This is a genomic window from Hyphomonas sp. (assembly GCF_965284475.1).
GTDB lineage: Bacteria > Pseudomonadota > Alphaproteobacteria > Caulobacterales > Hyphomonadaceae > Hyphomonas.
The window spans coordinates 201291-214918 of record NZ_OZ260087.1; the positions used below are offsets into that span (position 1 = coordinate 201291).

General features: G+C 56.7%; 7 protein-coding genes and 1 pseudogene. 6 read left to right on the top strand and 2 right to left on the bottom strand.

The genetic code is table 11. The features are described 5' to 3' along the window. Window positions 1-26: 26 nt before the first annotated feature. The 6 genes from ACQ66M_RS00815 (at window position 27) to ACQ66M_RS00840 (ending at window position 6983) form a co-directional block, all read left to right on the top strand. Window positions 27-986: an alpha/beta hydrolase gene (locus ACQ66M_RS00815; RefSeq protein WP_430401395.1), complete on the top strand. Its 960-nt coding sequence runs from the start codon at window positions 27-29 to the stop codon at window positions 984-986. Further along, a complete protein-coding gene (locus ACQ66M_RS00820) occupies window positions 983-1567 on the top strand; it encodes an FMN-binding negative transcriptional regulator (protein WP_430401396.1) in 585 nt (194 codons plus the stop codon). Before ACQ66M_RS00815 ends, ACQ66M_RS00820 begins: the two co-directional genes overlap by 4 nt. Window positions 1568-1876: 309 nt before the next feature. Beyond that, window positions 1877-3277 (top strand): alanine/glycine:cation symporter family protein, encoded by a 1401-nt coding sequence (locus ACQ66M_RS00825; RefSeq protein ID WP_430405106.1) that lies wholly within the window; start codon window positions 1877-1879, stop codon window positions 3275-3277. Between the two features lie 609 nt (window positions 3278-3886). After that, window positions 3887-4636, top strand: coding sequence for a delta-class carbonic anhydrase (locus tag ACQ66M_RS00830; protein WP_430401397.1), 750 nt, complete (start codon window positions 3887-3889; stop codon window positions 4634-4636). Between the two features lie 151 nt (window positions 4637-4787). Beyond that, window positions 4788-5531, top strand: a complete 744-nt coding sequence (locus ACQ66M_RS00835; protein ID WP_430401398.1) for a hypothetical protein — start codon at window positions 4788-4790, stop codon at window positions 5529-5531. Window positions 5532-6053: 522 nt separating this feature from the next. Further along, window positions 6054-6983 (top strand): hydrogen peroxide-inducible genes activator, encoded by a 930-nt coding sequence (locus ACQ66M_RS00840; RefSeq protein ID WP_350170882.1) that lies wholly within the window; start codon window positions 6054-6056, stop codon window positions 6981-6983. Between the two features lie 380 nt (window positions 6984-7363). On the opposite strand, the gene ACQ66M_RS00845 is transcribed toward ACQ66M_RS00840, so the two are convergent. After that, the gene (locus ACQ66M_RS00845) at window positions 7364-12502 is read right to left on the bottom strand and encodes an SDR family NAD(P)-dependent oxidoreductase (RefSeq protein ID WP_430405108.1); all 5139 of its coding nucleotides are present in this window, start codon (window positions 12500-12502) and stop codon (window positions 7364-7366) included. An 18-nt stretch (window positions 12503-12520) separates the two neighbouring features. Further along, window positions 12521-13627 (bottom strand): annotated as a pseudogene (locus ACQ66M_RS00850) (beta-ketoacyl synthase N-terminal-like domain-containing protein); the annotation flags it as partial. Window position 13628: the final 1 nt, after the last annotated feature.

Sequence of the window (13628 nt, forward strand, 5' to 3'; positions counted from 1 at the left end):
CTACATCCACAGAAGAGCATTTTCATATGAGCGTTTCGCCTTTGTCCCGCGCAGATGACATAGATCCCGACGTGCGCAGCTTTATCGAGCGCACGAGCGCGGACTTTGCTGCCCTGTCCACTGTCGCCCCGCCCACCAACATTACCCGCCAGCGGGAAATTGCCGAACAAGTGCGTGCTCCATGGGCGAGCGGAGGACCGGACATGGCGGAAACCCGCATGGTTCAGGTCGCCCCCGATGGCGTGCGCGCCCGCATTTACATTCCGGCCGCTGGTGCGGGCAAAGGCACGCTGATCTACCTTCATGGAGGCGGCTGGACCTTGTTCAGTATCGACACCCATGACCGGCTGATGCGCGAATATGCCGAGCGAATAGGCTGCGCTGTTGTCGGGCTTGATTACTCCCTCTCACCCGAACACCGCTTTCCTCGTGCGCTGGACGATGTTGATGCCTGTATCCACTGGCTACGCAGAAATGGCACCGTGTACGGCCTCTCGGTTGACCGCATAGCGATCGGCGGGGATTCTGCGGGCGGAAACCTCGCGCTTTCGACCGCGCTGCGTCTGCGGGATCGCGGCGAGAATCTCCCTGCCGCCCTTCTCCTCAATTATGCCGCCCTAGATACCGAACCGCGTCCGTCCTACACGCGCTATGATGGCGAACCCTACATGCTCAACATTGATGAGATGCTCGACTTCTGGATCAATTATCTTGGTAAGCCGACGATTGACGATCCTTATGCTCGCCCTCTGCTGGCTGATTTCACAGGCCTTCCGCCGGTGCATCTCTGCGTTGCTGAATGCGATATTCTCGCCGACCAGAACATCGAACTCGCTGATCGCCTCAAAACTGCCGGAGTCGAGGTTTCCTCCGTCGTTTACCGGGGGGCAACCCATTCCTTCCTCGAAGCTGTCAGTATTTCGGAATGCGCAAGCCGCGCGATCCAGGATGCGTCCGACTGGCTGGCAAGATTCCTTCGCGCATGAGCGCTCGGTTCGCAGACGTCCCTAACGCTGACATCCTCCGCTTCACGGCAGAGAACCCGCTCGCATGGATCGTACCCCATTCAGAGCCGGCCGACGCGATCCTGATGCCGCTTCTGGTGGAGACAGACAGTGCGGACCTGCCCAAGACACTGCTTGGTCACCTGCCGCGCTCAGGCCGCCTGGTCTCTCAGCTTTCAAAAGACCCGCGCACCACCTGCCTTTTTCTCGGGCCCCACGCTTACATTCCTCCCGGCTGGATATCCAAATCGGGATGGGCGCCCACCTGGAATTTCGTCTCCCTGAAGATTACCGGCACGACTGTCCTCGACGACACCCTCACCGAAGACGCTGTCCGAGCGCTTGTCGCGCATATGGAAACCTCCTCCGGATCAAGATGGACCGTCGACCGGGTCGGTCCGCGTTTCGAAACGCTCCTTCAGGGCATCATCGGTTTTCGAATCCAGATTGACACGCTCGTGCCTCGCTTCAAGACCGCACAGGACGAGTCCGATACATCCCGGACCGAAATCCACGCCCGCCTAGAAGGCCACCCCCTCCAATCCTGGATGGACAATATTTGACCTGGCACGTGCAATGGATTGCTCCCAATTGTCCCTGCCTGTCCGGACACAGAAGCTAATTTGGCCCAATCACGCAACTCACCGTCCCTGCATGGATCGCCTGTCGCCGCAATCGCTGCTAGTCTCCTCTGAGAAGAGGGAGACACCCATGACCCTTCCCAAGACGCTGTTTGACGATGGAATTGTCCACTGCTCGCTCGAAGACAACGCAGGTGGCACGTCGGGCCTATTGTGCTGGTCTCCCTCATGTACAGCGACGCAGATTAGCTTTCCGCCTGCGCGCCACACCCAACCGCACCCGACAATATGATGGACGCCCTCCGCGATGTCCTTTCGATTTTTGGAGAGTGGCTGATCGGCGTGGTCTTCACTGCGATCCCTGTCTTCGGGGTCGAGGTAAACCTGATCGTCCTCTGGCTATTTGCGGGCATGGTGTTCTTCACGCTCCGGCTAGGCTTCCTCAACCTGCGCGGCTTTGGCACATCCCTCTCCATTCTCCGGGGCCGGAATTACGACCCCACTGCGCCGGGTGAAATGACGCCTTTCCAGGCGCTCTCCACGGCGCTTTCAGGCACGGTTGGTCTCGGCAACATAGCGGGCGTTGCTATTGCAATCGCCATGGGCGGGCCTGGCGCGGCCTTCTGGATGGTCGTGGTCGGCTTCTTCGCCATGAGCCTCAAATTCGCGGAAGTCGTCCTTGCCGTGCGCTATCGCACAATCGACGAGACAGGGCGCGTTTCAGGTGGCCCGATGTGGTATCTTAGCCGCGGCCTTGCCGAGAAAGGTCTGCCTCGCCTCGGCAAGGTACTTGGCACGCTCTATGCCGTCTTTGCCCTGGTCGCTTTCATCCAGATCGTGCAGGTCAACCAGTCCTATTCCCAGGTCAGCACTGTGCTTGGCCTGGAGCAAAATACGTCCGCCGCTCTCGGCTATGGCGTGCTGATTGCGTTCCTTGCGGCCATTGTCCTCCTTGGCGGCGCTGCCTCCCTGGCGCGGATCACTTCAAGGCTAACGCCCCTTATGTGCGGGCTCTATCTCGCCGGTGCGCTCATCGTGCTGGCGGCCAACCTCACCGCCATACCAGCTGCACTGGAAACGATTATAATCGAGGCCTTCACGCCTGATGCTGCTGTTGGCGGCCTGATGGGGGCCTTCGTCGCGGGCATGCGCCGCGCAGTCTTCTCAAATGAGGCCGGCATCGGCGCCGCCTCTATCGCCCACGCCGCCGCCAGGACACGCCACCCAGCATCGGAGGGATTCGTCGCCCTGCTGGAGCCCTTCATCGACACGGTGATCGTCTGCTCCGCCACCGCACTCGTTATCGTCACTACCGGCGTCTGGCAGGATGGCCACACGGATATTGCCATGACTTCGGCAGCCTTCGGCACGGTGTCACCCTGGTTCCCGGTGATTCTCGCTGTCGCCGTTTGCCTCTTTGCTTTTTCCACCATACTGGCTGTCGGCTATTACGGCCTTCAGATCTGTGCCTATCTCTTCGGCCCGCGCCCGCTCATCCGTCGGATCTACCTCACCCTATTCTGCGTCCTACTGCCTCTCGGCACGATCGCAGACGTCACGACGGTGCTCAACATCATTGATAGCCTTTTCTTCCTCCTCTCGGTGCCAAACCTCATCGGGCTCTACATCCTCTCTGGTGTTGTCTGCGCTGAGCTGCGCGCCTTTCGCGAGGCACAGTTGGCGAACCGTTGACACAGTACGGTTCCTGGTCGGCACCCCTGTCTATCTGCGCAAAGAAGAAGCGAAACTATAATCCGTACACTTGTCTCCAAGTCAGGTCTCATGATCTCTCGCGAGATTGCTTTTCAAGCTGCTGACCAGACTTTGAACAATGGTCGAGGCCAAATGCCTCACCTGTTCTACGCCACCGGACCGCCTGAGCATATGACTTGCAAAGCTGGAGCGATAACCTGCTCTATCGACCGATTGGCACTCTGAATAAGGCACATGCTGCCCGATTCTGCGAGGTCGCTTCGCTGCAAATTTTGCCTGCACATCCGGAGAAATCCGAATGCAATTGCGCGCTGAAATCATGGCTATAGCATAGTTTTTTTATATCAATATGATTGAATTATACGATTGGAACTATAGCGGCCCCGCATCCAGATCTTGACGATCAATAACGAGCGGCTCGACCGCTCATAAAGGGTAGTTCCAATGATTTCTTCGACACCTCGTTCAATCTATCTGGCGGGAGCTGCGAGCCTTATTGCGCTATCAGCGGCTGGCTGCACGACACCAGATCCTCAGAGCGCGGATACGCCAAGACCCGAGGCGGCCGAAGCGGGCGCTCAGACGGTCATGGCCGATAATTATTCTCCAAAGCCGGATCTGTGCGTTGGGTCGGGGCCGCAAACGCCTCGAGACATTTCGAGCGCCGACGGTCTCAACCCAATCAAGTTCGCAATCGCGCCGGAGCCGGAAACGCTCAATCTCTGCAATATTCACTCTCACACAAATGCCGAACACAAGGCACCAGGCTTTAGCGTTTACGCCGGTGACGGAGCATATGGTGGCTACCAATGCAATGAAACCGCCGAACTGACTGAAGCCGAACTGGCCGATCCAGCCAATGGTGAAGGCGCCTTCAAGGGCGTCAAGCCAGGTGACACGATCGAAGTGCACTGGGTCTACTCGTCATGTGATGTTTCGCCGGGAGAGGGACTCGGTTCCTGCCTGAATGATGCGTGCGAAAATCCGACGCTGCGTGTCGAAGCACAAGCATTTCTCGTGGTGAATGACACTTCGGCGATCAATTTCAATGACTATGTGTACGAGAATACCGTCATCAATGGAGTACACCAGCCAAAGGCCTTGCCGTCAGGAACCGGAACACCCGTGGTCTTCCGCGGATCGACGACCGGTCCAAGTTTTGACCAGTCAACATGTTCACCACTGCAGGTGACCTGGAGCGTTCGGCCCATGTGTGCCCGTCTCGACATAAACTCTCTCAATGAGTGGGCGGCCAATGGCAACACATTCAATGAAACGACCTCTTATGGCGTACGCGCACTCGTGACAGCACCGGAGCTGTTGTCGCCCATAGAATAGGCGCCCTCATCATCGACCAATCACGGACAGGTCGTTTGACCTGTCCGCACATTTTCTTGGCGTAAAGCCGCGGGGTGAGCCAGGTGACGGTTCAGAACCGATCGCCTGGCGAAGGCAGCAGGCCCTGTTTCAAAGGAATGAGATTCAAATAATGTCCCTTGCACCGAAACTGATCTTTTGTTGTTCCTCAATTGTCGTGATGACTGGAATTGCAAGCGCACAGTCCCTCACGGGCAATGTCGGCTCAGCAGGCGTGACTTCGGGCGAACAGGCCGCCGAGTTCCGCGTTGGTATTGATGACACAGGTCTGGCACAGAGCCGAATTCACTACGAACAGGCTTTTTCTGATTGGTACCAGTTGCGAGCAATTGTGTTGCTCAGGCGAGATGACGGCGAAGCATGGGATTATTCTGGATTCACAGTCGAAAACTGGTTCCAATGGGCTGAGGAACAAAGTGATGGAGCAGGCTTTCATGGCGGCCTGCGTCTTGCCTACACATTCGCCGATGGCACCGCCGACGACGAGTTCAATGTTCGCCTGGCGCTGACTGACCGGTTCGCAAGCAGCTGGGAGTGGCGGGCAAACATCATCGCGGGGTTTGAGACAGGTAATCAGAGAACTGACGGAGCGGACCTTCAAAGCCGTCTCCAGATTACAAAGGCTGTGCCACTTACGCTATTCAACGCCGACAAGTGGCGATTTGGAGCAGAGCTGTTCAGTGAATATGGAAACTCCGAAAACTTCCTGAGCCTGGAAGACCAGGCGCACCAGATTGGTCCTGTCGTCAAGACGACATGGCGCAACGGCATCTACATGCAAGTTGGATTCAGATCTGGTCTCACCGATGGATCCGACGATTACATGGGAAAATTTTTTGTCGGCCGCGAATTCTAGTTCACCCTCGCGATCCAAGTCACAAAGGAGCCCCCGCCCGGCAGCACATTAAGCGAACGCCAGGCGGGGGGAGGTAGAGATCGCTGCACCTAACGATGCAGGGTCCCGTGCGATCGCGCAGGCGCATGCTGTGAAACAGCGTTGGACCGGGTCTGGGGGAGCTTGGCCCTGCGCTGCGGTTTCGCTTGAGGGAGACAGGGAAACAACATCACAAAGTCTGCGGCAGAAATCATGAGACTATTCTTACACGCAAAGCTGCTTGGCGTACCGCCGGTCTCGCCTCTTGCGCCATTGACGCCGATCAGCGACTTTCGGGCAGTCTTCATTTCTGGCGAGCGCTGAGTTCATAAGAAAATTCTCAGTGTGGCCACCTTGCCCATTCATCCGGGATGGAGGCACTCGGGTTGTCATTTCAGTCTCCTTTTTAACGAGCCATTCATCTGGCTCAGACTTGAAATACATCCAGAGATGCCATAGTTCCAATATTCATATTATCTCAAAACCATAGAAAAAAACTATTTCATGAGACCGACACTCAGACAGATGCAGTACCTGGTGGCGATTGCTGATACAGGAAAATTTGGCGAAGCCGCCAAGGTGACGAATGTCAGCCAACCGAGCATGTCGGCACAGATCGCCGAGATGGAGGCGCAGCTTGGCGCCGTGCTGATCGAGCGCGGTCGCCAACGGGCATTTTTGACACCCATTGGTGAAGAAGTGGTCCGCCGAGCCCGTCTGATCTTGAGGGATGCAGAAGACCTCAAAGCTGTGGTACGCGCCGACGCGCAAGACTTGACGGGCCGTATCACGCTAGGGGTTCTGCCGACAATTGGTGCATATCTTCTTCCCTCTGTCACGCGTCACCTTCATTTGGATCATCCGGACTTGCGGCTGATCGTGCGGGAAGAGCGCACGATCGATCTTGAGCGCCATCTTCACGATGGACTTTTCGATACGGTTATCTCCACAATTGAAGATCACGCTGATGTAGACCATGAATTTCTGTTCCAGGAAGACCTTTGGATCTGCGCTGCTCCCGATGATCCACTGGCACAGAAGGTGGGCGATATCTCACTGGCTGACCTGCGTGAGCGGACTCTTCTTACACTGGGCTATGGGCATCGCCTCAATCTTATTATCCAGTCGCTGGCTGAGGTATCAGGCGCTTATGTGAATTCCGAATATGAAGGCACAAGCCTGGACGCAATCCGACAGATGGCCGAGATGGGTGTTGGAATTGCCGTATTTCCAAGCCTGTATGCCCTGACGGAAGCACGACGGGATCCTGATCTCATTGTCAGACGCATCAACGATCCTCGCGCAAGTCGTCAAATTTCCCTGATCTGGCGCTCCACATCCCCCTTGTCGGCCCGGTTGCGTTTACTGGCTACGGAACTTCGCGAGACCGCAGGAACCATACTCCATAAGGTAGACGCTCGGCCTAAACGCTAGAGAATTGCCAGCTGCGCAAGGGACGTTCGGCTCCGGAAAAAGATAGCCTGACCGGATCGATATCCGGCAGACTGTGAATTTGAGATGATCGCATGCGCGCGCTAGCCTGATGGGGAGCAAAAGCAATGACTGAAATGAGTATGTTGCTCGACATGCTTTCGGAAATTTCGGATGCGATATCGGACAATGCCAAGAGACAGGCTTCCCAGACCATCCGGTCAGACGCACGACGGTAATGGATGCATGACGACGACACCTTGTCCACAATATCCAGGAACTCGAAATCGCGCAGCCGCCGGCAATCTGACTTTCTTGATTGGGACTCATTCCACCTACCGCTCATGTTGAAATGGCGGGTATGCAATCGGGATCGTCCTTGCTTATTCTGACAAGACCAACCGGACTTTTTCTGCCATGTCGGACACAGCTGGTTCATCGAAAATGGTGGCATGGGTCGCATCAACCTCCATTTCGATGAAGGGTTTGGAGAGATGCTGTTCCCAACCGAGAGACCGGCCGAGCTGAAGGAAACGCAGATTGGTCCGGCGTGCACGCACAATAACAAGCTGACCATCGTAGGGCTGCGGGAAATAAGCGTCTTGCGCCCGGTGATAGGCATCGCTTACGCGCCAGCTGGCAGCTTCGAGCTCGGTTTCCTCGTGCAGTGGCCCGCTATGCTTTGGAATCAGGGATCCAATCACCGGCAGCTTCTCAAGGCGGGTTTCGATTGCCTCCCGAACGATGCTGGGATGCAGGCGTGGAAGGTTCTTCAAACGGTCTGACAGGCGGAAAGGAATATCGCCCGCGCGCGGGTGGATCGTATCAAACATAATCACCAGGTCAGCGGTCTCGCCTGCTTGTTTGAGCTGTTGCGCCATCTCAAACGCAATTACACCGCCGCCTGAGTAGCCTGCCAATGTGTAGGGGCCGTTCGATTGAACGGTCTTGATGATTTCGACATAACGCCGGGCCATCTCAGGGATCGAATCCAGCGGTTGCTGAACGCCGTCCGTACCATACGCCTGAATTCCATAGACCGGACGGGTGTCCGGCAAACGGTCTGACAGGGACTTGAACTTCATGATGTTTCCCTGCGCGCCATGAATGGCGAAAATACCACGCAGGCCCGGCAAGCCTTTTTTCATCGGCACCAGAGGCGACCATTCCGTCGGTACCACCGAACTAGTGGCCTGGTCAGCGGCTGATAGAGACTCACCTATCCCGCGCTGAGCCAGCAGGGATGAAAGCTCTCGAATGGTTGGTGTTTCAAACAGGGTCGCGAGTGGCAAGGACAGGCCATGCTTCCTGCGAATTGCCGCGAATAGCCGGACCCCGATCAGGGAGTTGCCGCCCAGATCAAAGAAGTCGTCTCTGATGCCGACCTTTTTCACACCGAGCAATTCTGACCAGATTGCTGCCAGCTCGATTTCAGCAGGAGACTGAGGGGCCTCGAAATCAGCGGAGAGCTGTGGACGCTCGAAAGTGTCCGGCGTGTCGTCATTACCAGATTCATTCTTGCGTTCATCATCGAGCTGGCAGCGCCAGAGCCTGGCATCGACCGAGGAAGCGATGGTTTGCACAAGTCCCTCTTGCGCCATGATACGGTTAAATGCTTCGACGCCCTCATGCGGAAGTATGGCTTGCTCAAGAATTGCATCCAGCCTGCCTGCCCGCAACGCGTGAGCCGCGCCATGCGATGGCTTTGCCTCAGAGGCAAAGGCATCGTCTGATGCCAGTCGCTTCATCGTAAAGCGTGCGATTTCCGCGAAAACGATGCCGGAACCATCCGTCAAGGTGATGTTGAAATAGGCTAAACCATCACCACTCCCAGGCAAGCACTTCACATGGCTAAAGACGTGCGCGGGCATCTGGCCATAAATCTGTACGCTGTCATAGCTCAACGGCACATAAAATTCCCTGGATAGGTCTACGCCGGGAATGAGTTTTTGAACTCCGCCAGTTGCCATGTCGAGCAACGCCGGATGCAAGCCGTATGTATCGAGGTCACTGGAAAATTGTGAATGCAATTCCAGTTCCACCAGAGCTTCCCCCTGACCAAACGCAGCGCATTTCATGTTTGCCCAGCGTTGCCCGAAATCCATGAAGTCCTGCTCAAGGAAGCCGTCAGGCGAATGCCATCTGTCCTGATCACATCGTGCAGCAACCTGCGAGAGATCAAGGTGTTCAGGCGGTTTTGTTCTGAGCATGGCAGCATCGCAAATCACAAGGGGCGTGCTGTCGAGATTCGATCCATCGCGGATTGCGATTTGGATACTGCCGTGACCATTTGGTATCGTCTGGAGGCTGAGACGGCGGGGATTATCATCTGCCACAATGAATGGCGCGAGGAATGTGAGGTTGGAGAGCTTGATGGGTTCTCCGGGGTAAAGATCAGCAAAGGCGGCACGGGCGAGCTCAAGCATGCTTGTGCCCGACAGGAGCGCCTGCCCGTTCTTGACCACATGCTCATTCAGGACCCAGTCATCAGCCCGCTTGAAATCGCGAACATAAAGCCGGTTGGTCCCGATTTCGGTGTAGCCATCCCAGACTGGGCTGGCGCTCGGCATGCTGGCAAGCGCCTCGCCTGTCTGACGAAGGTGGACGGCCGCAGCCATGCCGACATTGCGCCAGGCATTCCAGTTGATCACGATCGAGCGACCGGCCGCGCGTTGGTTGCGGGCGTGAGCAAACGCATCAAGAAAGGCATTCGCTGCCGTGTAGTCCACCTGCCCAGGCAGGCCGAGGAAAGAGGCCACAGAAGAGAAGAGCACAAAGACATCCAGCTGCTCCTGGATGATGTTGTCCAGATTGATTGTCCCAATCACTTTGGGCCCGAGCAGTCGACGCATCATTGCGGTGTCTTTTGACATGACTGGGGCATCATCCATTTCGCCCGCAGCGTGGATCACGCCGTTGAGAGGACCAAATGCCGATCTTATCTCACCGATAGCCGCCGAAAGACTTCTGGTATCGGTGACATCGCCAGCCAAGACCATCACGTCCGCGCCAGCGGACCGGAGGGCACGGACAGCTTTGATCCGCTGCGCAGTCTGGCTCTCGATTTTTGCAGAAACAATCTCGTCCCAGGCGCTCTCAGGTGGCAGGCCAGTCCGTGCAAGCAAGGCGAGTTTTACTGGCTTCAGGGAAGCCAGGTGCTGCGCCATTTGCAAGCCGATGCCACCGAGACCGCCCGTAATCAGATAAGCCCCGTTCTCACGCAGCCAGTCTGCAGGCGTCATGTCCTGGTCTTCTGGTCCTGCGATCGGACTAGGTGCGATGTCGCGCACCCAACGCCCCGTCGAACGGAGCAGTACAACTGGGTCTTCAGCCTCGCACAGCAGCTCGTCTTTCAGTCGATCGAGGACAGAACGATCCCATCTCCCAAGCCGTGACTGTCGGGGCAAGTCAATGCAACGCGCATAGAGATGCGTGAGCTCTCGTGGGGCGGCAAGTACAGGTCCGAGGGCAAGCGATTGATAAGGGTCAATTTTCTCACCGCAGATGCTCGCAAGCCCTGTGGTTACAATAGACACTTGCACTGGGTTCGAAGACCCACCAAGAGCCTGAAGCAGATAGGTGGGCTGCATGAATAGCCGGTCCTGTCGCGCCGAGTGACTGCGCGCATTCCTGCGATTATCCTGCGCCAGGAAGACAATATGCTCGGGCGGTCCGCCCTGCTCGTCGATGTCTTGCAAAAGGCTGGTATACTGTTCTGGATCGTTGAAATCGAAAACCCACTCGCGGTCGGCCGTGCATCTGAGCGATCGGCCGGGAGTGGCCACAATCACATCTTCGTCAGCGAGTTCGCGTTTGATCTCGCTAGCGAGCGATGGCGTATGACTGAGAACAAGCCATCTGCGCGGGAGACCCGTTTGACGGCGGCGCACAAGGGGCGATTCCCGGTAAGTGAGCTGCGCGAACCAGTCGGTTACGTCCTCACGCTTGAGCAACTCCCGCGAAGAAGGATCCTTGCTGGTTCGTCCTGGTTCAACCCAATAGGAGTCACGCGCAAAGGGATAGGTTGGCAATGGAATACGATTGCGCAACTGCGCACTGTAGAATTCCGGCCAGTCAACTTGTGCGCCGGCAGCCCAGATCTTGCCAAAGCTGGTAAGTGCATATTCCAGATCACGTGCCGGTTCCTGTGGATGGCGAACGGTATTGAAAGCGCTGCGATAGGGTTTTTCCTGCGCCTTCGCCAACATGGAGAGGGTGCGCCCCGGACCCATTTCAACCAGGATCGGCTCCCCGAGCGCACGAAGCGTAGCCAGTCCATCTGCGAACCGTACTGTCGAACGCAAATGATTGACCCAGTATTCTGGATCGCACGCCTGATCCGGCCTGATCCAGTCGCCTGTCAGATTGGAAACGAAGGGCAGCCTTGGCGGCTGGAAACGGATCGTTCGACAGGCCTGCCTGAACCGGTCAAGGATCGGGTCCAGCATGCGCGAATGGGCAGCCACATCAATCCGGATCGGTGTGAAGTCGATTTCGCGCTCCGTCAGTGTTTGTTGAAACGCGGCAATCTCGTCTCGCGGGCCGGATGCGACACACAGATCGGGTGCGTTGACAGCTGCGATATCGAGTGCCGCAGGGGCGAGCGCGCGAACGTCTTGCTCTGATAGTGGAACACTTAGCATGCTGCCCTGGTCGATGCACTCAAACAGCTCACCGCGCAGCATCACAAGTGTGAGCGCCTCTTCCAGCGTAAAGACCCCGGCTTTACATGCGGCGACATACTCTCCCATGCTGTGCCCAATGAAGGCGTCTGGCTGCAGCCCCCAGGATTCATAGAGGCATGAGAGCGCATAGGATGTCGTAAAGAGCGCAGGGAGCGTCAGGGATGGCTGCTCAAGTATGCGGGTCGCCTTCTCGACATCATCTGCCTGCGGATACAAAAGCTGTTCGAACTCGCGGCCAAGCTTTGGCGTTATAATGTCCAGGCATTGCTTTACCGCATCGCGATAGACCTCTTCCTGCATGTAAAGGTCATGCCCCATGCCAGCATACTGCGCGCCGCCACCGGGAAACATGAAAACAACATTGGGTCGGTTATCATCTGCCCTGGCGGTGGCAGTGAGCTTGTGTTGGGTGTCGCGCAAGCGGGCAATGGCGTCCTCGCGGTCACCTGCGACAACAATGCGCCTATGTGGCATCTCGCGGCGCCCTACAGCGAGTGTGTAGGCGGCATCGGCAAGCTCTATATCGGGGGCCTGCTCCAAGGCCATTGCCAGATTACCGGCCGCTTCCTGTAGCGCTGTTTCAGTCTTGGCCGAGAGGACAAAAAGCTGCTGGCTTCGTTCATTTTCGCCGGGTAGGGCAAGCGGTGCCTCCTGCAATATGACGTGACAATTGGTACCGCCGGCGCCGAGCGCGGTGACGCCGCATCGCCGAGGGCCGTCCGTTTGCCAATCCTGCAGTGTGTCATTCACATAGAAGGGGCTGTCCTCCAGGTTCATGGCTGGATTGGGAGCTTCAAACCCCAGGCTGGGTGGTAATTGACGGTTCTTGAGCGCCATTATGGCTTTGATCAGCGCTGCAACCGCCGCCGTCTCTCCGAGATGGCCAATATTGGATTTAACCGAGCCGATGCCGCAATAGCCGCGCTTGTTGGTGTGGCGACTATAGGCCTCGTTGAGAGCCTCCACTTCGATCGGATCACCAACAAGGGTCCCGGTCCCATGTGTTTCTATATAAGTTATACTTTCAGCCGAGACATTCGCGGCTACAAGGGCAGCGGAGATCACATCAGCCTGCCCTTCAACGCCCGGGGCAAGATAGCCGACCTTCATTGCACCATCATTATTGATGGCCGACCCCTTCACAACGGCATGAATTGTATCGCCATCATCAAGCGCGTCGTCCAGACGTTTCAGAATAAGTGCGCCTGCGCCGCTACCAAACACTGTTCCGGCGCTGTTGGCATCGAAGGGACGACAATGGCCATCAGGTGAGAGAATCTCACCTTCCTTGTACAAATATCCCTGGCCATGTGGGACAAGAATTGTAGAGCCCCCGATCAGGGCCATGTCACATTCTTTCTGGTTCAGGCTCTGGGCTGCCATATGCAACGCGACAAGCGCCGATGAACAGGCGGTCTGAATATTTATACTCGGACCCCGCAGGTCCATTTCATAGGACACGCGTGTCGCCAGAAAGTTCATGTCGTTGCCAGTATGGCGGAGGAGAAAATCGCCCATGGAGCGCACCAGATCCGGACGGGTCTTGACATTTTCCATCAGGTAGAGCGGCGCGCCTGACGTGGCCCAGACCCCGACCGAACCATCTCCTGGCAAAGCCGAATAGCCGGCATTCTCAAACGCCGCCCAGGCGATTTCCAGAAATATGCGATGCGCAGGGTCCATGACCGAAGCTTCGCGCGGATTAAAGCCAAAGAACCCCGCATCAAACTTGTCGATGTCATCGAGGAGTGGGCAGACCTTTACATAGTCAGGATCATTTATCTCGGCCCGGCTCACACCCGCTGCAAGCAGCGTCTCATCATCCAAACTGACAATGGACTCCACGCCGTCACGGACATTCCGCCAAAACGCCTCCACGTTCGGTGCGCCCGGCAAGCGCGCGGCCATACCAATTATCGCGATGTCGTTCGAACAAACAGATGCAGTCGTGGTATCCGGCATC